The organism is Serratia sp. FS14 (assembly GCF_000695995.1).
Taxonomy (GTDB): domain Bacteria; phylum Pseudomonadota; class Gammaproteobacteria; order Enterobacterales; family Enterobacteriaceae; genus Serratia; species Serratia nematodiphila.
Genome location: NZ_CP005927.1, coordinates 524,559 through 545,566 on the forward strand (window position 1 = coordinate 524,559; position 21,008 = coordinate 545,566).

Annotated in this window: 17 protein-coding genes; 1 reads left to right on the forward strand and 16 read right to left on the reverse strand. The window is 61.0% G+C overall.

Annotated elements, in window-relative coordinates; translation table 11 throughout:
- Positions 1-2 precede the first annotated feature (2 nt).
- From L085_RS02435 to L085_RS02455, 5 genes are all read right to left on the reverse strand, one after another.
- Positions 3-665 carry a fimbrial protein gene (locus L085_RS02435; protein ID WP_044029920.1) on the reverse strand — a complete coding sequence of 221 codons (663 nt, stop codon included), beginning with the start codon at positions 663-665 and terminating at the stop codon, positions 3-5.
- 37 nt (positions 666-702) lie between these two features.
- On the reverse strand, positions 703-1,461 hold the full coding sequence (locus tag L085_RS02440) for a fimbria/pilus periplasmic chaperone (protein ID WP_044029921.1): 759 nt from the start codon (positions 1,459-1,461) through the stop codon (positions 703-705).
- A gap of 39 nt (positions 1,462-1,500) precedes the next feature.
- A complete protein-coding gene (locus L085_RS02445; protein WP_044029923.1) occupies positions 1,501-4,023 on the reverse strand; it encodes an outer membrane usher protein in 2,523 nt (840 codons plus the stop codon).
- 46 nt (positions 4,024-4,069) lie between these two features.
- Complete coding sequence (locus L085_RS02450; protein ID WP_158499091.1) at positions 4,070-4,591, reverse strand: fimbrial protein; 522 nt, start codon at positions 4,589-4,591, stop codon at positions 4,070-4,072.
- Between the two features lie 121 nt (positions 4,592-4,712).
- Positions 4,713-5,255: a fimbrial protein gene (locus L085_RS02455; protein ID WP_044029927.1), complete on the reverse strand. Its 543-nt coding sequence runs from the start codon at positions 5,253-5,255 to the stop codon at positions 4,713-4,715.
- A 432-nt stretch (positions 5,256-5,687) separates the two neighbouring features.
- Here L085_RS02455 and L085_RS02460 point away from each other — a divergent pair, with 432 nt between their 5' ends.
- The gene (locus L085_RS02460) at positions 5,688-6,443 is read left to right on the forward strand and encodes a winged helix-turn-helix domain-containing protein (RefSeq protein WP_044029928.1); all 756 of its coding nucleotides are present in this window, start codon (positions 5,688-5,690) and stop codon (positions 6,441-6,443) included.
- Between the two features lie 74 nt (positions 6,444-6,517).
- Here the strand turns inward: L085_RS02460 and L085_RS02465 are convergent, their stop codons facing one another.
- From L085_RS02465 to fes, 11 genes are all read right to left on the reverse strand, one after another.
- The gene (locus L085_RS02465) at positions 6,518-6,958 is read right to left on the reverse strand and encodes a hypothetical protein (protein WP_158499081.1); all 441 of its coding nucleotides are present in this window, start codon (positions 6,956-6,958) and stop codon (positions 6,518-6,520) included.
- Between the two features lie 20 nt (positions 6,959-6,978).
- Positions 6,979-7,800: a winged helix-turn-helix domain-containing protein gene (locus L085_RS02470; protein WP_044029931.1), complete on the reverse strand. Its 822-nt coding sequence runs from the start codon at positions 7,798-7,800 to the stop codon at positions 6,979-6,981.
- Positions 7,801-8,065: 265 nt separating this feature from the next.
- Entirely contained in the window at positions 8,066-8,686 is a 621-nt protein-coding gene (locus tag L085_RS02475; protein ID WP_081835497.1) for a DUF2238 domain-containing protein, read from the reverse strand.
- A gap of 117 nt (positions 8,687-8,803) precedes the next feature.
- On the reverse strand, positions 8,804-9,868 hold the full coding sequence (locus tag L085_RS02480) for a YncE family protein (protein ID WP_044029933.1): 1,065 nt from the start codon (positions 9,866-9,868) through the stop codon (positions 8,804-8,806).
- A gap of 61 nt (positions 9,869-9,929) precedes the next feature.
- Complete coding sequence (locus tag L085_RS02485) at positions 9,930-10,790, reverse strand: isochorismatase (protein ID WP_004930014.1); 861 nt, start codon at positions 10,788-10,790, stop codon at positions 9,930-9,932.
- Between the two features lie 3 nt (positions 10,791-10,793).
- A complete protein-coding gene (locus tag L085_RS02490) occupies positions 10,794-12,422 on the reverse strand; it encodes a (2,3-dihydroxybenzoyl)adenylate synthase (protein WP_044029934.1) in 1,629 nt (542 codons plus the stop codon).
- Positions 12,423-12,429: 7 nt separating this feature from the next.
- Positions 12,430-13,635, reverse strand: coding sequence for an isochorismate synthase (locus L085_RS02495; protein ID WP_044029935.1), 1,206 nt, complete (start codon positions 13,633-13,635; stop codon positions 12,430-12,432).
- Positions 13,636-13,847: 212 nt separating this feature from the next.
- On the reverse strand, positions 13,848-15,104 hold the full coding sequence (gene entS / locus L085_RS02500) for an enterobactin transporter EntS (RefSeq protein WP_044029936.1): 1,257 nt from the start codon (positions 15,102-15,104) through the stop codon (positions 13,848-13,850).
- Between the two features lie 175 nt (positions 15,105-15,279).
- A complete protein-coding gene (locus tag L085_RS02505; protein ID WP_044029937.1) occupies positions 15,280-19,224 on the reverse strand; it encodes an enterobactin synthase subunit F in 3,945 nt (1,314 codons plus the stop codon).
- A 32-nt stretch (positions 19,225-19,256) separates the two neighbouring features.
- The gene (locus tag L085_RS02510; protein WP_044029938.1) at positions 19,257-19,463 is read right to left on the reverse strand and encodes an MbtH family protein; all 207 of its coding nucleotides are present in this window, start codon (positions 19,461-19,463) and stop codon (positions 19,257-19,259) included.
- Entirely contained in the window at positions 19,438-20,817 is a 1,380-nt protein-coding gene (gene fes / locus L085_RS02515) for an enterochelin esterase (protein WP_071841595.1), read from the reverse strand. Before fes ends, L085_RS02510 begins: the two co-directional genes overlap by 26 nt.
- Positions 20,818-21,008: the final 191 nt, after the last annotated feature.

The following is a 21,008-nucleotide window of genomic DNA, read 5'->3' on the forward strand; positions in this document are numbered from 1 at the left end:
CCTCAATCATAGCTCAGGCTAAAATCCACCGTGGCGCGATAGGCTCCGGCTACCAGATGGGCCTCCGTGCGTTCCGGCGCCACGCTATAGCTCAGGGCATTCTGCCCCGGCGTCAGCAGCAGCGGCTCACCGCGGCTGCCCAGCCGCACGTCCTGACCGCGGCCGCCTGCAAGACGCAGGCCCAACCCGGCAACGCCCTGCGCTTTTATCAGCTGCGGATTGTCCGCATCCTGCACGGCGCGGAAGGTCACCGTCACCGCCGGTTGGTTGTCAGCCCAGGTTAAGGCGCCGGTGCGCGAGTCGCGGCTGCCGACCGGGCTGCGCAGGCAGTCCCGTAGCAGCAGTTCAAACGCCACCGGCATGCCGCGGTCACCGACGTTTTGCAGGCGCCCGGTGCCGATCTCCCCCAGGCTGATGTCCTGCCAGGCGCTTTCCATCTCCAGCCGGCAGGCGCTTTCCGTCAACGCGCCGCGCACCTGCAATACGCCGTTGGCGCCGTCGGTGTACCAGTTATCCGCCGTTTGCCCCTGAGCCGCCGGCAGCAGCCACAACATGGTACCTAAAGTGATCGGCACCATCAGCGCCAACCCGCCCAGAGCGCCGTAATAATGCCAATCATGGCGCTCCGGCAGGTGTTTCCTCAGTCTGTCGCTCATCCATTGCATCTTTATTCCTCCCGATGACCCGCCGCAGTTGCCGGCGTTACGACTTGCTCTTTTCCGGCGCCACCTGGCAGGCGCTGCCGCTGCAGTTAAACGTCAGCTGCGGTCGGCCGCCGTAGTCGTTGATGTAAGTCAGCACCGGGCCGGCACCCAACGCGGCGGCGCTGACGCCCAGCGGCGCGCTGCCCTTCGGCGGCACCATCAGCGGCTCGAAGCCTTTCACGCCCGCCACGCCTTTTTTGGCGCCCGCATCCACCAGAGTGACGTAATACGGTGTCGGGTTATTCACCACGTACTTATCGCCCTGCTTCGCCAGCGTCAGCTGCTCCTGCCAGGGCGCGGCATTCTGCTGCGGCGCTATGGCCGCCGGGCGGTAGAACAGCTTGATGCGCGTCTGCAACGCAATCTGCAGGGTGTTCGGCTTGTCGCTCTTCGGCGGGATCTCGCGCAGGTTGAAGTAGTACAACGTCTCGCGGTCCTGCGGCAGCTGTTTGGCCACCGGCAACGCCTGGATCTTCACCTGGCTCGGCTTACCCGGCTCCACGCGCTGCACCGGCGGCAGCACCGCCAGCGGGCTCTGAATCTTGTTGCCCTGTTCGTCTTCCAGCCACCCCTGCGCCAGGTACGGCAGCTGCTTGTTCTGGTTGCTGATGTTCAGGCTGACCGACTTCTCGCTACCGTCGAAAATCACCCGGGTGCGGTCCAGCGCTATCGCCGCCTGTGCCTGCGGCGCCAGCAGTGCGCCCAGCAGCGCGGCGGTCGTCATATACGATTTTTTGATGGTAAAGTTCTTTTTCATACGTTTATCACTCTTACAGATTTAAATAGGGTCTGGCGCTCATTGCGCCTCTGGCTTGCCCGTCGGCAGCGCCCGGCACGGCAGCAGCAGGTTGCTCATCATGTCGGCCGGCAACATTTTGGGCAGGCTGATGGCGCACTGCGCCGCGCCGTTCCAGTGCACGGTCATGCTTTCACCTGGTTGGATACCGCTCAGGTAAACGCTGCCGCCGTCGTTCACAATCCCTGTATCCTGCTTGTTGCTGTTCATCACGGTGGCGCCGAACGGCGGCGTGCTGCCGTCCGCCAGCCGGATAACCGCCATCGCCTTCTCCCCGGCGATCACGTCAAACTTGCGGTAGCCGATCGCGCCTTCGGTCAACGTGGCCTGCACCACCGATTTGGTGGCCTCGGCGTTGTCCCTCAACCGGTCAAGATCGATGCTGGCCTTGTTGCGGTAGTAGCTGTTGACGTCCGTCACCACCGCCTTGCCCCAATGGTTGGTGTCTACGGTGCTGCCGTAGCCGCGCACCGGCACCCCGGCCACGCCACCGGTATCCAGCAGCAACCGAGTGCCGCCCGGCATGCCGACGCGGTGCAGCGCTCCGCCTTCGGTCGTCAAGGTTGCGCCACCCTGCGCGCTGAAGCCCAGCGCGCTGTAGCTGCCTTCCTGGTAGCTGACGTTGGCGCTCAGCTGGGCCATGTCACCCTGGCGGTTGTAATAGCCGCTCAAATTGGCGCCGTTTCTGGCGCTGCCGACGCTCAGCTGATAGTTACTGTGCTCGTCCAGCCGATCGTAATACCCTACCCGCTGGCTGCTGTTGTTGCGGTTTACCGCCGCACTGTAGCTAAGGTTGGCGCCCTGGCCCCATGGCAGAGACAGCGACAGGTACATACCGTCATCGTTAGTGTTTTCATACTTGTTACGGTAACCGGTCAACGACAGGCTCAGGTTGCGGAAGCGGCCGATATCAAAGTAGCGCGACAGCGTCAGGTTGTAGCGATCGTTGGCCGGCCGATCCCAGTAGGTCTGGTGGTCATAGTTCAGGTACAGGCTCAGGCCGATATCCCGGAACTGCTGGTTGAAGGTGATGGTGTACATCTCCTTGTTGTTGCCCACCCGGCCGCCGTAATAGCGCGCGTCCAGATACTCGCTCATGCTCATAAAGTCCTGCTCCGAGAAGCGGTAGCCGGCAAAGGTCACCTGGCTGTCGGTCTCGTCGAAGGTCTTCGAATAGCTCAGGCGGTACGAACCGCCGCTCAGCGTGCCGTTCTGCTGCGGCAGCCGCGCCCGCGATTGGATGGCATCGAGAGACAGCGCGCCCAGCGCCATCAGGTCGCGGCCGATACCCAGCGAAGCCGCGTTGTAATCACCGCCGAACAGGCCGCCGCCGTACAGCGACCAGCCGTTGCTCACCCCCCAGGAAAATTCCCCGGTGCCGAACAGTGGGCCGTTGGAACGGTGCTGCCAGTCCGAAGGCTTGCCGGCCGCCATTTTGAAGCGCCAGGAGCCGGGGCGCGTCAGGTACGGGATGCTGGCGGTGTTCATCTTGAACGCCTGTACGCTGCCGTCCTGCTCTTCCACCCGCACGTCCAGCTCGCCGGACACCGCCTCGCTGATGTCCTGGATGCGGAACGGCCCTGCGGCCACCTGGGTCTCGTAAATCACCCGCCCCTGCTGGCTGATGGTGACCTTGGCGTTGGTCTTCGCCACCCCAACCACTTCCGGCGCATAGCCGCGCAGGTTCGGCGGCAGCATGTTGTCGTCCGACACCAGGCTCACGCCGGTAAAGCGGAAGCTGTCGAACAGGCCGGAGTTGAGGTAATCCTCCCCCAACGTCAGCCGCGAGCGCAGCGCCGGCAGCGCGCGGTAGGCATAGTACCGGCTCCAGTCCAGCCGCTGATCGGCCTGCTGCCCCCGGTTGACCTGCCCCTGCCAGTCGGCGCGCAGCCGCCAGGCCCCAAGGTTGGCGCCGGCGGTGCCGTTGCCGCTCAGGCTGTTGCTCTGGCCGCCGCTGCGTTGCTGGCGCTGAGTCTGGCCGTTGACGTTATAGTCAAACAGCAGCCCCGGAATGCCTTCGTCCCAGCGCGACGGCGGGTCCCAGTTCTCCGCGGTGTATTCCAGATAGGCCTGCGGGATGCTCAGATACAGCGCCGCCGTGGCTAAATCGCCGCGCGCTTCCATACCCTTCAGGCTGGCGATATCCAGGCACTCGTCCTGATGCCACCAGCTCAGCGTTTTCAACGCATCCGGCTTCAGCCCCAGCTGTTCCACCAGCACCGGCGAAATACAGGCCAGGCTGCTTTTAGGATCGCTATCCGAGGGATAAAAGTTAACGCTTTGCTCCAGCAGCTCATTGTTATTAAGGTGAATCACCATGCCGTAGGCGCCAGGCATAATATAGCCGCTGCGCGAGAACTGGCTCAGGTCGATATTCTGCCGATCGTTAACGTCCAATATGTCGGTATTAAACTGAATGCCATCCTCTGCCTCAGCCGTCTGTGCGAGGTGAGCTAAAGCCAGAAAAATACAAACGCCTAACGCATTAGGACGAAACAGCTTCCATGCAGGAGAAAAAACCATATCCACGACCCTGTCATTTAATAATATTTATCGGTAGAGATAAGCCTCAGTAATAATCCATCTTAAAACGCACTGCAGAATAGTATGCTCCTGCCCGCAGCGGTTGCTTATTGGCAACCAGTCGCATTTCATAATTAAGACGCATATTCCCCGGTGATACATCCCTATTCGGCAAGGGGTGGCCTGGTAGAGCTATATTTCCATTGACATCGGCAATTTGCAGCCCAACCCCTTTAGCCTCACCGTCAACGCTGAATAACTCTTCATCGGCATTGCCGTCAAATGTCACCTGAAAATGCTGCCAATCTCTAAGTTTATTATCAGTACGGGATAATACGCAGTTAACCAGCTCAATAGAAAAGTTTCTGGATACTCCCCGCCCATCGCGAATAATATCCGCCACCGGTACCGTATCCATATCTATTGCCTGTTCCCGACTGCCGGCGGCAATAGCGCAGGCGGTGTCGATAATGGCCCCTTGCATATTGACCCGTCCCCATCCCTGAGAGGAATGGGCGGCCTGAGCGCCGTTGATAAATAACAACGGGGCCAATATGCAAGGGATCATTAATTTTTCAGGAAAACGCTTCATCGAATATTCCCTATTCACAAACTATTCCAACTATCGGGTTTCCGGAAAAAGCATGCGGGCAAGCCCGCATGCTGAATATAAGGACAAACAGCCGGACTTACTGGTAAGCCAGGGTGAAGTCAGCCACGGACTGGAAGTCGCCCGGGGTAACTACGGCGTTAGAAGCCTTGCTGCCCTGCAGGTAAGCAGAGAAGTTCAGGGTGTTGTTGCCGTTCTGCAAAGTTTGCGCCGCTGTCGCTTTACCCAGTTCTACCAACTTACCGGAACCGTCGGTGATGGCAATGCCGGCGCCTTTAGCGGTACCGGTAATGCCCAGCAGCTCTTCGTCATCTGCTGAAGAAGCACCGGTAAATTTGATGGAAACGGCATTGTTTTTGCCAGGCGTTTTATCATTAAGCTCGCAGTTTTCCAGTTTGATCACGAAGTTCTTCGGCGTGGACTGGCCGCCGTCTTTCAGCGCTACGTTAGAAACCTGGCCCAGGTTAACGGTCTGGTCTACGGTTTCTGGGGTGATTGAACAAGGAGCATCAATAATTGCGCCTTTAAAAGTCACGGTGCCGTGGCCCTGATCCGCTGCGTGAGCAACAGAAGATACGCCGAAAGCCAGTACTGCTGCCATCATGATTTTATTCAGTTTCATATTAAATCCCTTACATTCCTTAGTAAGAAAGAGGTACTCATTGACGTCAATTAAATCGACAATTCACTCTTGATGATTAACGCCCTGCTTTATTATTGCCGAGCATCTGTTCTCTCGCTGATACCTGCTTTTCAGCGTTCCGTATCAGTGGCAACAAATTTACCCCTTCCAGATCAAAAATAAAACGTTATATCGTGAAAAGATAAAAACACAGGATTTAAAAATAAAAAATAGCCATTAAATAGATTTAAATTCTAAAAAATAGAAATTAAATAAGGCTAATTATTTTTAATACTTGTAAACTTAAGGTCTCATTACGATAATTATACAAAGACAGGGAAAAATCCTATTGACCAATATTAGCAAGGATTGAAAAAAAGACAGACAGGTCTCAGAATAATCTCTCGACAGGTAAGTTGACAGGTTGAATAAATGATTTTCTATATAAATAACAACGTTCTCTACGATGAAGTAGAGAATACGCTGTCGCATATTGATAATGCGGCGACAAAAATAGTCTTACTTAGACCCAGCGCCAGGCTGCTATCATTATTTATCCGGAACAATAATGTTCTGTTAATGCGTGACAGGCTGCTGAATGATGTTTGGGTTGAACACGGTCTTAAAGCCTCTAACAACAACCTGAATAACTATGTCTCAGGTTTACGTAAATCACTGGCGCAGTTCGGTGAAGAAACGCTGATTGTCACCTATCCGCGTCAGGGCTTTAAATTTACCGCTGATATCATTCATGAAATAAATAGTAACGAAGGAGAAGATAGCAGTAGAAATAACCCTGCGGGGGATATTGAATTGGAAAAATCGATAAGGGTGACAGAGAAGCATAATAGCGCCACGCGCTCATTCAGGCATCTGGCTATGGCGTTCTTTGCCTGCCTGGTGCCGTTTGCCGCTATCGTGCTTTATCAGAATGCCACTCGTATCAGCATGTATCCGTTAGGCGATTACCAGCGCTGCCAGATTTACAGCATGAGTTCCGGCAGCGGCAACCTGACCCAAATCAGGCAGTTTATTCAGAACGCCGGTTTTAACTGCCGAAGTAAAGCAGACGTGTATTACTACGACAACATCCGCGACGAAGCCTCGCAGAAAGACACCGAGTTGCTGACCTTCTGCCCACGGGAAGGCGACAGCCCGTGCATTTATAATTATATCGATAAAAACTAGCGTTGATATTGTAAGCATTATCCCACCAGGCCAGGTAATACTCAGCCCCCTTGGTTTAGCCAAGGGGGGTTTTCTTAAGAGGTGGTACACACAAACAGCGGCGCATGATTATCCGCGAACAAGAAGTGCCGGCTGTCTAGCCGTTCAATCCGCCAGTGCAGCTGCATTCCCTTCACCGGCAGCCGCCGATTAAAACCCTCAATCTTGAATGAATCTTGCGGTTTCTTGATATTTTCCCTCACCCACAGCGTATAGTTATTTCCCTGCCGCCGGTAGTCCATCACCAGGATACGCGAGATAACATACCGATTCGCGCCATCATAGACTCTGCCATTCAACAATATGTTGATGCGCCGCGGGCCATCGGGAACCACGTTGATCAGAATGATGCGCTCAACGCTGCGGCCGGCAACGTTGTCGGTCTTATGTTGCACCGCCCGGCATTCCGGAACCTGCGGTTTAAAAAACAGCGAATAAGCGGCCATGGCGCCGCAGCCGACAGCCAGCAATGCCACCAGGGTATAGCCATATCGTTTCATCCGCTTACTGTCCCCCAGCTTTCATAGAAACTCTCGCACTGCGCCTTGTTATCCACCATTTGCGACAGCGGGCAGTAATAGAAATAAGAAGTACGTGTCTTCCCGGAGCCATTTGGTATCAATGTTTGCGTATCGTAGTAGAGCAGCGTAGCAGGCTCATTGCATTGGATCTGCGGCCGCTGCTTGAGCATGTCTTGCAGATGCGCCAAATCGACCTTGCTGATTGCCGGGTTGTGATAAGTGGTGATAAGACGCACGCTGCAGCTGTCGATACGCCCCACATTGACCGTGCTGGCCGGCCGATAACCCGCATCGCACCACGCCCAAATACTGCTGCCCAGCGCCAGAACCAGCAACGCCGCCAGTCCGGCTACCTTGAAACGCGCATAGCTGCGTACAGCGGCGGAGCCTGCCTCACTCCCGAGAGGGGGATAGCTCATATCCTGGCCCGCCTCCACTGCCAGACCTTGTTCTGCGGGCGCCTGGCTGTCCGCCGTTTCCAGCGCGGCGGCGGTAAACATAAAACCCTGCCGCGGTAAGGTGACGATAATCTCCTCTTCGCCGAGCGAAGCGAACATCTTGCGCAGGATTGAGATGGTATTATTGAGGTTGTTGCCGGAAGCGACCTGGCCGTGCGCCTCCCACACCTGCGTCAGCAAGGTTTCTCTGGAAAGCACCAGATTGTTGTTTCTGACCAATGCGGAGAGCAGGCGGTTCAGCGTGGCCGTCAGCGCAACCGGGGGGATATCGTCATGCAACGAGACCAGCTCGGATCTATCTTCATGATATTTAATATTATTATTAATAATATATCTCATAATTCCCTGCGCTATAAACTAATTAGCCTTAATTAGCCCCTACCAAACATGGCGATATTAGCACAGCGCCACATATAAGAAAATTCTTACAAAACAACTATAAATCAAATAAAATCAATAAGATAATTATTTTTATGTAAAATAAAAAGCCGGATTACCAATGTGTATTATGTCCCGACGATCGCCCTGAACCGGCGCTTTCATCGCAAAATACATAAAGAAAACCCGCCATACGGCGGGTCATCAATGCTTGTTCACTCAAGATTTATCGGCATAAGCGGCCTATTTGCCGATCCTGCCAGCCGGAGAACAACAGCAGGCCGCAGATCGCCCCGAGCAGCGCGCAGAACATATCGGACTGGGTGTCCCACGGGTCGCCCTGGGTGCCGAGAAACTCGTCGGCGCCCTGGCCCAGTGCCAGCGCCGCCCACCATTCGATCAGCTCATACAGGGCGCTGATGGCGAGCGCGATACAGCACACCACGAAGCCCAGCATCTTGCCTCCCTGCACATAGCCGCCGCGCAGCAGGATCTCGCGCGCCGCCAGCGCCGGCACCAGCCCCTGAAAGAAGTGCCCCAGTTTGTCGTACGGATTGCGATCAAGACCCAGCCACTGCTGCACCTCAAATCCCAGCGGCACGCGGGCGTAGCTGTACATGCCGCCGAAAATCAGGATCAGCGCGTGGAAGAAAATCAGCGTGTAGAGCAGCGGCGTCAGCGGATAGCGGCGATAGGTCAGCCACAGCAGCGGCAAAACGATCAATACCGGCGCCACCTCCATCAACCAGGTGGTGCGATCGTAAGGGCTGATGCCGCTGTGGATCAGCGCGGCCAGCAGCAGCAGAGTGATAGCGGACAATAACAGCGGTGCGCGTGAGGCAGGCATAACCAACGTTCCTTCGGGTCAATAAGGCAATCCACACGTTATACCGCAGATCGCACGGCGAAAAAAACAGGCGGAGCGTCGCCGCTTCGCCTGTTCGGTGTGCTTACCTGGGTGGGATTATTTCAGCGCGACGCGGATCACGTCGTCCGGCGCGGTCGCTTCTTTCTCGCGGCTGGAAGCCTGCTTGACGCTGACATACAGCGTTTGGCCATCAGGCGACAGCGCCAGGCTGTTCGGATGGGTCGGCGTCTTGATGGTGTTCAGCACTTTGTAGCTCTTGGCGTCGATCACGCTCACTTCGCCCGCCTGGCGGTGGGTGACGTAAACTTCATTGCGCGCCGGGTTGAACAGCACCGCCAGCGATTCCGGCACGTCGATCTTGCTCAGGATGTTGCCGTTGCGGGTATCCACCACCAGCACCTGCGGCTGCTTGGAATCGGTGATGAAGGCGCGGTGAGTGGCGGTATCCAGGCTGATGTTCAGGAAGAAGTGCTCTTTAGACTCATCCAGCTTCTTGCGCGACAGCACCTTGTTGTTCTGGGTATCGATGGTCACCAGCTCGCCGTCGGCGTTGGTGACGTACAGGCGTTTGGCGGCGGCATCCAGCGCCAGACCGGTGCCGTATTTGCCGGTGTCGGCCACGGTGGCGCGCAGGGTCAGATCCTTGCCGTCCACCACCCACACCACGCTGGAATCCCCCAGCCCGGTGATATACAGGGTATCGCTGTCGGCATCCGCCACCAGCTCGCGCGGCGCCAGCGGCTTGACGGTTTCGGAGCGCTGGCGCGCGTCCAGCACCAGGCGGCCTTTCACGTCACCGGTCTTGGCGTCGATGGCGGTCACCGAGTTATTGACGGTGTTGCCGAAGAACAGCGTACCGCTCTTGGCGTTGATGGCGGCGCCAAACGGCTTGATGTCGTTATGAATAATCTGGGTCACGTCCAGCGTGGTCGGATCCAGGCGGTAGACGATGCCGCCCTTATCCAGCTTGCGGCTCTGCGAGGTCGCCAGGTAGAGCGCGTTTTCGCTCGGGCTGTAGGCCATTTCATAAGCGCCTTTGCCGACCGGTTTGCGCAGCACGTCCGGCGCGGTCTGCGCCTGCAAGGTGTTGGAGAACAGCAGCGTGGACAGCAGCATCAGCGGAAATGCCGCGCGTTTTCCCTTGGTGATCAAAGCATTCATCGAGATTTCCTTATAGAGCTAACGGGGCGACCGCGCGGCCGCCCTCTTTTCATTATTAAAATCAGGCTTTCTCTTCGGAAAGCAGCGCCCACCAGCTGTCGATGGTCGGGTTGCGCGCCAGCGCGATAAAGTCGATATCGCCGCGGATCTTGCGCCAGCGGGTCGCCAGCTCCATGATGCGCACCGAATCCAGACCGTAATCGATCAGGTTTTCATCGTTGCCCATGTCCTCGCTGTCTTCATCCAGCAGCGGCAGGATCTGCTGACGCAGCGCGTCGATGCTGGCGATGCCGGCCGCCGGCAGCAGAGACGCGGTGGTCACCACCCGGCCGCAGCGGCCGGCGGTGTAGCGCAGCGCCATCAGGTGTTCGTCGCGCGAGAAGTCCGCCAGACCGTCGGCCACCATGAACGGCTGGATGTTGCGCATGAAGGCGTCGATGGCGGTGGTCAGGCAGCCGATGTGCGCATACACGCCGCAGATGATCAGCTGATCGCGGCCGGACTCCTGCAGGATTTCCTGCAGCGGCGAACGGTGGAAGGCGCTGTAACGCCATTTCACCAGCACCGTGTCGTCTTCATCCGGCGCCAGCGCGGCGGTCACCGCCTGCTGCTCAGGGTGCTTGTTCAGGCCCGGCCCCCACATGTCGTTCAACAGCGCGCGATCTTCATCGCTCTGCTGGTTCGGCTGCGCGGTATAGAACACCGGAATGCCCTGCTGTTTGCAATAGCGACGCAGGTTGGCGATGTTCTCCACCACCTGTTTAATCAGCGCGCTGTCTTCGCCCCAGAAATTGAGGAAATACTGCTGCATGTCGTGGATCAGCAGCGCGGCGCGCTGCGGTTCTACCTGCCAGGTGACTTTATTTTGCGGCAGTTCGTCCGCCGTCGGCAGCGCGTAATCATTAAGTTTTGGAATGGCCATCCATTAATCTCCCTGAGCCTGAGTCTGTAGTTGCGCGTCGAGCTGCTGGCGCAGCCGTTTTTTGTCCACTTTGCCGACCGGAGTCAGCGGCAGGCTGTCCACCTGAATAAAGCGATCCGGCAGTTTGAAGTCCGCCACGCCCTGTTCGCGCAGGTGGCGACGCAGCACTACCGGCTTCAGCGGCGCGTTGGCGATGATATAGGCGCAGCTCTTCTCCCCCATCAGCGCATCCGGCATCGATACCAGCGCGGCGTTGATCACGTCAGGATGACGCAGCAGCAGGTTCTCGATCTCCTCGGCGGCGATCTTCTCTCCGCCGCGGTTGATCTGGTCTTTCTGCCGCCCCTGCACGGTGATGTAGCCGTCTTCGCTGATGCTGATCAGATCGCCGGAGCAGTAGAAACCGTCGGCGTCGAAGGCGTCGGCGTTGTGCGCCGGGCTCTGGTAGTAACCGCGGAAGGTGTAAGGCCCGCGCGTCATCAACCGCCCGACCTCGCCCGCCGGCAACGGATTGCCGTTGTCATCCGCCACCCACACCTCGTCGTCCGGCGACATCGGCCGCCCTTGCGTCGCCAGGATGTGGCGCTCGTCGTCGTCCAGTCGGGTGTAGTTCACCAGCCCTTCCGCCATGCCGAACACCTGCTGCAGTTGGCAGCCGATTTCGCTCTGAATGCGCGCCGCCAGCGTTTCTCCCAGCTTGGCGCCGCCCACCTGCAGTAGTTTCAGGCTGGCGAGCTGGGCATTGCCGCCCCACTCTTCGATCGCCTGCAGCCACAGCGTGACCGCCGGCGGCACCAGCGCCGTCACATTGATTTGGTGCTGTTCGATCAGGCGGAAACATTGCCCGGCGTCCGGATCGGCGGCGAACACCACCAGCCCGGCGCCATAAAACACGCCCAGCACGCCCGGCGAACTCATCGGGTAGTTGTGCGCCACCGGCAGCGCGCACAGATAGCGGGTCTGCGCGTCGAAACGGCAGATCTCCACACTGCGGCGAATGCTGTAGTAGTAGTCGTTGTGGGTGCGCGGGATCAGCTTCGGCGTACCGGTGCTGCCGCCGGAAAGCTGGAAGAACGCCACCTGATCGGCCGCGGAAGGCTGCGCGACGAAACCGTCGCTCGCTTCGTCCAGCCAGGCGGCCAGCGCCAGCTCGCCCTCGGCCTGGCTGCGCAGCGCCACGACGCGCAGCGAAGGATGCGCATCGCGGAAGGCGTTCAGGAATTGATCGTCGGCAAACAGCGCGTGCTGGCGATCGGCGATCAGCAGCGCCGGTTTGATCTGCTCGGCATAGGCGTTCAGCTCGCTGCGCTGATGGCTGAACAGCGCGTTGACTGGCGCCACGCCAATTTTCAGCAGCGCGAAGAACACGATATAGAACTCCGCCACGTTGCCCTGCTGCACCAGCGCGGTGTCGCCGGATTTTACGCCGCGGCGCAGCAAAGCGGCCGCCAGGCGATCGGAGCGCTGCTGCAGCTCGCGGTAGGTCAGGCTGCCCTGGGCATCGATAATCGCCGGAGCGTCGTTGTTGGCCTGGCGATCGAGGATCTCGGTCAGCGGCTTGTCAATCCAGTAGCCGCGCTCGCGATAGCGGCTGGCGAACTCCGCCGGCCAGGGGGTAAAGGCAATGCTCATCTTGTCGTTATCCTTGATTCATACCAAAGGCACGCAGAATGGTGCTGAGTTTGGTACCTGTTTCATGCCATTCAGATTCGGGTGAAGAGTCTTCCACGATGCCGGCGCCGGCGAACAGCCGTACCCGGTTGCCGTCAACGGTGCCGCAGCGGATAGTCACAACCCACTCGCCGTTGCCTTCGTCGTCGCACCAGCCGACGATGCCGCCGAACAGGCCGCGATCGAACGGCTCCAGCTTGCCGATCAGGGCGTGCGCCTGGGCCGCCGGCATGCCGCATAGCGCCGGCGTCGGGTGCAACAGGCAGGCCAGCGACAGGGCGTTTTCGTCGGGAGATGCCGCCTCGCCGTCGATCGGCGTGGAGAGATGCCAGAGCGTGGTGGTGGTCAGCAATTCAGGGGTGTGCGGCACGTTCAGGTAGCGGCAGCGGCCGGCCAGCACGTCGCGCATGCTTTCGGTGACGATGCGGTGCTCGTGGCGATCTTTCGCCGAGGCCATCAGCCGCTCCCCCACTTCGCGATCGCGCTGCGGATCGGCCTCGCGCCGGGCGGAACCGGCCAGCGGGTTGGAATAGAAACGGCCGCCGTCCTGGCGCAGCAGCAGCTCTGGGCTGGCGCCCAACAGCGCGCCCTGCTCCAGCGGCACATGGAAGTGGAAACCGTGCGGGTTCTGGGCGATCACGCGCGCCATCAGCGCATGGCGATCCACCGGCTGGCGCGTTTCGATCTCCAGCAGGCGCGACAAAACCACTTTATCCAGCTCACCGGCCTTCATCGCGTCAACGGCGTCGCTGACCATGTTCATGAACGTCTGCTGCGGCGGCAGCTCCGTCACCCCGGCCAATTCAGGGCCGTTCGCCGAAGGCCGAACGCCGGCCATAAAGGCGGCGCGGTCGAACCAGCGGCTCTGCTGGGGAACAAACAGCGCCGAAGGTTGCCGGGTATCGAACGGAATGGCGCCGCACAGCAGCGGCTTTTTGATGCCGGCCTGACGGGCCTCGGCAAACGCCTGCCGCACGCGGCGTTGGAACTCGCCGTTCAGATCGGCGCCGTCCGCGGCCGGCAGGCGAATGCGGCTGAAACAACCGGTGGTGGTCAAGCTGCGGTAAGGGGAGGTAAAGAAGAAGCCCGACGCCGGAGAAAAATCAGCGGCGAACCGGTGTTCTTCGCGCTCCTGCATTTCCTTTCGATTGATGTCGTTCACGGCAGTAACCATCGCTTCGCCCTCAATAATTTGAAGTGATAACCAATATAATAATGATTATCATTTGAGTTGATTCCGCGCTAAATTACTCGCCGATATTTGCTATGTCAATAAACGTAAGCACTTCTTTCATTTCGAAATCATGACATAAACGCTGTGGGTTTTACGCATGCCGATGATAAGCATTGCTATTTGATCCCACAGCGTTGTTTTAACGCGTTCGACTACTTTTCTGTGGCGGGCTGCGGCTCCGGTTTGTGCAGCGTAACCTGGCGCAAACCGGTCATGGCAAACAGCAACAGGATGCCGAGCAGCGCCGCGCCGAAGCCGAAACCGCTGGCGCTCATCGCCGGCAGCATAAAGGCGCCCATCGCCCCCAGCAGCAACGCACCCAGCGCATCACCCACCACGTTCTGCGCCGTCCACAGGCCGTTGATGCGGCCAAGGAAATTGTCCGGCGTCAGGCCCTGGATCAGGCCGTATTGCAGCAGCGAGTTCAGCGCGCTCAGGTAGCCGAACGCCACCAGGCACAGCAACGCCAGGCTGTACCACGGCATCAGGCCGAACAGGCCAATAGAGGCGAAAGCCGCGATCGCCGTCAGCAGCATCACCCAACCGGGGCGCGCCACATGCGCCACGCGCCCGCTGGTGAACGCACCAATAGTCGCGCCGAACGGCACGGCGGCGTACATATAACCGAGGTGGGCTGCGTCGATGCGCCAGCTTTCCGCCATCGCCGGGTACAGCACGCGCACCGCGCTGGCCATGGTCAGCAACGCGCCGATCAGCGCCACCATGCCGATCACCTTGTTCTGGAACAGGAAGGCGAAACCGCCCGCCAGCGCGCGCAGCGGATGTTCACGCGGCTGCGGCGGCGGCATCAGCTGCGGCAGGCTCAGCAGCGGCAGCAACGTCAGCAGGGTGCCGAACGCCGCCAGGCCGTAGTTCCAGGCGATGCCCATATGGGCGATCACCAGGCCGCCGATCGCCGGAGAAAGAATCGAGCCGAAGCGCACCGTCAGCATGCTGATGGCGCCCGCCTGTACGATGTTTTCGCGGCCCACCAGCGCCGGCGTGGCCGCCAGCAGCGCCGTCACCCCCACCGCGCCAAAGAAGCCGTCCCACACCGCCAGCAGATAAATGGCCGCCAGCGAAGGCGACGGCAACAGGGCATTGAGACACAGGCCGACAAATCCGACGCCGCAGGTGGAACGCGCAAACAGAATCAGCCGGCGTCGCTCATAGCGATCGGCCAATACGCCCCCCATCAGCAGCCCGGCGAACATGCCGCCGCCGGCCAGCGTCACCGCCAGCCCGACCTGCAGGGTGGAACCGGTCAACGCCTGGATCTGCACCGGGATGGCGATCGCCATCAACCCCAGCGCCACAATGGAGATAAAGCGCGCGCAGAACACCGCGCGGAAAGCCCGATTGGTTTTCAGCAGGCTGAAATCAAGCAGGATGGAGGGTTTGCTACTCATCGGTTGTTCACCACATCTTTAAACGGGGATTCTGCAGTTGCGGGGCGCTATGCTAGCACAGATGGCGAAATCAATAATGATAATAAAAATCATTGATATTCAATTGTGAGCGACCGCAAGAAACGCCGCCAAACGCGGGGCAATCCCCGTGCCTGGCGGCGGGATGAGGGCGTCATTACAGCGTGCGCAAGATCCGGTTCAGCAGCGGCCCCAGCACTTTGAACGACGCCGGCGAAACGATATCGACATGCGCGCAGTCCAGCTCGTGCGCCTGCAGCGCATCGACGTACTGCGACCAGGTTTGCTGCACGTCCATCCCTGCCTGCAGCGTGCGTTTGGCGACGAACAGCGTCGCCTGGCCGTGGAAGCGGGCGGTCCGCGTGTGCGACAGCAACCGCACCGAATCGGCGTAGTTGGCCTCGATGTTGTCGAACATCATGGTGCGCGTCTCGCCCAGCGCCGGATCGAGCGTATCCTGCGACACCGCCAGGAACTGTTCGCGCTCGCGCTGCACTTCCTTCAACACGTTGTCGTCCAGCATCACGTCCCAGTTTTGGGTCTCCGGCGGATAGGTATCCAGCAGGCCGAGGAACGCCACCTGCTCGCCGCGCGCCTGCAGCCGGGCGGCGATGCCCTGCGCCAGCGTGCCGCCGAGCGAATAACCGATGAAGTGGTACGGCCCGTGCGGCTGCACCTGCAGCACCGTCTGCAGGTGCGCATCCACCACCTGGTCCATGTCTTCGCTCAGCGCCAGCGGGCCGTCCGGCCGCGGCGACTGGATGCCGACCAGCGACCAGTGCTGGTCGAGATAGCGCGGCAATACGCTGAACTGCCAGGAGAAACCGGACGCCGGATGCAGACAGAACAGCGTCGGCCCCTCGGTGACGCGCAGCGGCAATACGCTGTCGAAGCCGCTGCGATCGGCCTCTTCCTGCGTGCGATCTTCCGCCAGCAAGGTGGCCAGTTGCTCGACGCGCGACGCCACCATCACCTGGCCGACGGACACCGCCTTGCCCAAATCGCGGCGCAGCTCTGCCGCCAGACGCATCGCCAACAGCGAATGGCCGCCCAGCGCGAAGAAATCGTCGTCGGCGAACACCTGCTCGCGCTGCAGCAGGCGGGCGAATACCGCGGCGATCTCGCTTTCCAACCCGGCCTGCGGCGGCCGCCCCGCCTTGCGCTCGCCGCCCTGCGGCTGCGGCAGGGCCTTGCGATCCAGCTTGCCGTTGGCGCTCAGCGGCAAATCGCTCATTTCCACCAACGCCACCGGCACCATGTGCGGCGGCAGGCGATCGGCCAGCGCCGCGCGCAGGGCTTCCGCATCCCAGCTCGCGCCGGGCTGCATCACCAGATAGCCCACCAGCTGACGCGTATCGCCGCCGGCGTCCACCGGCGTGCCCTGCAACACCAGCGCATGCGTCACCGCCTGGCGCACGCCCGGCAGCGACAGCAGGGCGTGGTCGATTTCACTCAGCTCGATACGCTGCCCGCGGATCTTCAGCTGATCGTCGCTGCGGCCCAAATATTCCACCGCGCCGTCCGGCAGCCAGCGCGCCACGTCGCCGGTGCGGTACATGCGCCCGCCCTCGCCGAACGGGTCGGCGACAAAGCGGCTGGCGGTCAGATCCGGCCGGCCAAGGTAGCCGTGCGCCAACTGCACGCCGGTCAGATACAGATCGCCCGCTACGCCCGGCGGCACCGGCCGCAGACGCGCGTCCAGAATGCGCAGCCCGGTGTTCCACACCGGCAGGCCGATCGGTACGTTGGCGCCGGTCACCCTCGCCAGCGCCTCGCCGTAGGCCGGATGCCAGGTCACGTCCACCGCCGCTTCGGTCGGGCCGTAGAGGTTGTGCAACGGCACCGCCCTGCGGCTTTGCCACAGGCGGCACAGCTCCGCCGGCAGCGCTTCGCCGCTGCAGAACACCTGGCGCAGCGCGGCGCAGCTCGCCACCGCCGCGTCGTCGTCCAGGGCGGCCACGAAAGCCGCCAGCATCGACGGTACGAAGTGCATCGTGGTAATGCGGTGTTGGGCGATCAGCTGTTGCAGCTGCTGCGGATCGCGGTGCGCCTCCGGCGGCGCCATCACCAGCCGGGCGCCGACCATCAATGGCCAGAAGAATTCCCACACCGAGACGTCGAAACTGCACGGCGTTTTCTGCAGCACCGCGTCGTCCGCCCCCAGCGGATACTGGTGTTGCATCCACAGCAGGCGGTTGACGATCGCCTGATGGCCGACCAGCACGCCTTTCGGGCGCCCGGTGGAGCCGGAGGTAAAGATGATATAGGCCGCATGGTCCGGCGTCGGGCCCGCGATCGCCACCCCGGCGGCGTGATCGGCCGCCAGCGGCGCGTCATACAGCAACATGTCGCCCTTGTCGGCGAAACGCGCCTGCTGCGCCGGGTTAGTGATGATCAAGCGGGGCGCGGCGTCTTCCAGCATCATCGCCAGCCGCTCGTCCGGATAACCGGTGTCCAGCGGCAGGTAGGCGGCGCCCGCTTCGACGATCGCCATCAACGCCAGCGACAGGAACACCGAGCGCGGCAGCGCCACCGCCACGATGTCGCCCGGCCGCACGCCCTGCGCCACCAGCTGGCGCGCCAGCGCCGTGACCTGCTCGCGCGTTTCGCGGTAGGTGAAGCTGAAATGCGCATCCGCCAACGCCGGCGCGTCCGGCGTGGCTTGCGCCTGCTGCGCCAGCAATTGGCTCAGCGTGGTCGCCGGCACCGGATGCGCCGTGTCGTTGACCCGCGCCAGCAGCGCGCGATCGTCGGCGGTCAGCATGTCGGCCTCGCCGATCGGCAACGTTGCCTGCGCGGCGAACTGCGCCAGCAGCAGCGGCAACCGCTGCAGGTGCGCCTGCAGCTCCTGGCGGCTGTAACGTTCGGCGTTGGCCAGCAGCTCAACCTTCAGCTGATGGTGTTCATCGATAAACAGCGCAATCTCCAGATCGCGCACCGGCCCGGAGGCCAGATCGTGGGTAATGCCCTCGATGCCGGCGAAATCCAGCTGGTAATCGAACATTTTGAAGTTGAAGACCGTGCCGTACAGCGGTTCGCCGTCGCCGACGCGCCCCAGATCGCGCTGCACCTGTTCGGCGTCGTAGCGCTGATGGCGGCGCACCGTTTTCAGCTCGCGGCTGATGCGGGCGGCGGCCTCATACAGCGTGGCCTGCGGCTCGAGATGCATCTCCATCGGCAGCACGTTGATCACCGGGCCGGCGGCGCACAGGGCGGCCGAGCCGGTACGGCGCATGAAGATAAAACCGGCGCTGAAGCTCGGTTGGCCGCTCAGGCGCGACACCCACAGCGCCAGCAGCGCCACCGCCATATCGGCGGCGTTCAGCTTCTGCTGTGCGCCGCATTGCACCAGTTCGGCAAAAGCCTGCGGATCGCAGCGCTGTTCCAGCCGGTGGATGCGCGGCGTGGGCGTTTGCCCGGCCAGCGGCTGCGGGCAGATCGTGGCCGGCGGCGGCAGCTGCCGCGCTTTTTCGCGCCAGAAATCGGCGTCGCGTTGCCAGGCCGGCGCCTCCCGGTAAGCCTGGTATTCCGCCACCACGTCGCTGAACGCCGTAAATGGCGTCGGCTCCAGCGCGTCGCCGCGGCAAAGGTGGGTATAAATCGCCGCCACGCGGCGAGCGATGGCGGTGAAGCTGAAACCGTCCACCAGCAGATGGTGATAGCGCTGATACCAGAACCAGCGATCATCCGCCAGGCGCATCACCACATGGCGATACAGCGGTGCACCGCTGCCGGCGCGCAGATCGCTCGCCAGATCGATGTCCATCAGCGCGCGCGCGGCGGCTTCGGGCTCCGGCGACGTCGTCAGATCGATCAGTTCCGGCTCGTGCACCGCCAGCGAGTCATCCAGCCATTGCACCGGCACGCCGTCGCGTTCCGCAAAACGCAGCCGCAGCATGTCAACCTCGCCGAGACCCTGAGTGATGGCCTGCAACAGGGGCTCCACGGCAACGGGGCCGTTGAGTTCGATGGCATGTGCGACCGCGTAGGCGTTGCGATGCGGGGAGATTTGATCGGCGACCCAGATGCCGGGTTGCGCCGCGACCAGCGGCCATTCGCCCGCAAGCGCCGGGCCGCTGAGAGAGTTAGGGGTGTGTGACACTGCTTATTGCTCCCGTGATTACCTGGCGCCGGTCACGCCTCGCGTGCTGCGACCGGCAGAATATCTTGCCAATGCTGTTCCAGCCACGCGGCGCACTCGGGGCGCGCCGCCGGGCCAAAGACGATCGTCCACTCGGACGGAATGGCGCGGAAATCCGGCCACAAACTGTATTGTTGTTGTACGTTGCGCAGCACCAGGCTGCGCTGCTGTTGATCATCGAACGGATTCAGGCTTTCCATCCTGCGTTCCTTGTGCCGCCGTCGTTACCGATGCCGGATAAGCGGTGGCGAAAGCGGAAGCCCACACCGCCTGCAGCCCGTCGGTCAGGCCGCTGCGCCAGCACAGCGCGTCGTGCCCGCCTTCCACCACCCGGTAGTGCACCCGATGGCCGGCTTCGCTCAGGCGCGCCGCCATTTGCCCGCTGACCTGATGCACCAGCTTTTCCTGCGAACCGGCTTCCATAAAGACCTTTAGCGCGCCGTGGTTGCCCAGGCCGTGGCGTTCGACCTGTTGCATCAGCCAGCAGGCGTCGTCGGGAATGCTCGGCAGCTGCAGCATGTCGCGCCGCGGCCACCAATAGGAGCCGGACTGGGTGATCACCGCGCCGAAGCGCTGCGGCCAGCGCAGCCCGGCGTACAGAGAGGCCAGACCGCCAAAGCTTTGCCCCGCCACCACCGTCTCGGCCGGATTGTCGCTGTGCGGCGCCCATTCGGCCAGTTGCGGCATCAGTTCTTCCTGCACCGCCAGCCAGAAATCGTCCTTGCAGGTCAGCTCACGCGCCCGGTGCGGCAGATCGATGATGTCGATCAGCACATACACCGCTTCCGGCAACGCCCCCTCGCGGGTCAGTTGCATCAACGGCGCCCAGACTGGCATTTGCTTCGCCCAGAACTGGCCGTCGAGCAGGATCGCGAGCGGGCGTTCGGCGGGCTTGCTGTCGCCGGTGGTGTAGATCCAGACATCGCGGCTGTTGCCCAGACGCTCGCTCTGCCAGGTATGGCGCTGCAAACGCGCCGGCAGCGGCGGCGTGCAGCGCCCGCTGGCGATCTCATACTCATCGAACGAACGCCACACCGGCTGCGGCGGCGCATCCGGCATGTGCAGACCGGAAACGCTGTGGCCGCTGGCGCTTTGCCAGGAGCGATAGGGGTTGAGCAGATCGGGAGTGGCGCAGGCGAACACCTGGTGCCACCAGTGACGCAGGTTGTGCATGTTGGCGTGCGCATCGTCGTCGCTGAACGCCGGCGGCCGCTCGTCAAAACAAGGAATAAAGCAGTAGCTGCCGCGCCAGGCGCCGTTCAGCTCGGTCTGCCAGTACCATACGTCGGTGCCGGCCAAACGCTGCAGGCTTTGCGGCGGATTCGGCTGGTGATGGTCGGTCAGGCAGTTGATGTTGATCCACACCCGGCGGTAGGCGGAAGTCAATTCGCATCCCTGCGGATCGCGCCAGAAAAAGGTGGTTCGCCACCGGCCGTTACCCGCCGGTTCTACCCATGGCGTACCGCGTCGTGCCACCGTCAACCACCACCCTGGACTGCCCGCATTGCTGCTGGCTAATAATCTGCTGCTTTCTGACTCTAGTTCTGTATTCACAACGCCTACCCATTTTGTAGTTGGCGGCACCGGGAACGTCGACTTTTCCCTATCGCCGGCCACCGCCCGAACACACTGTAGGCCAAATACTATTGATAATAATTTGCATTTGCAATAGTGTGTAAGGCTTGGAGATCGTGCTGGTATTGCGCGCAACGGACAGGGATCGGGGATACATCAATGGCATCCCT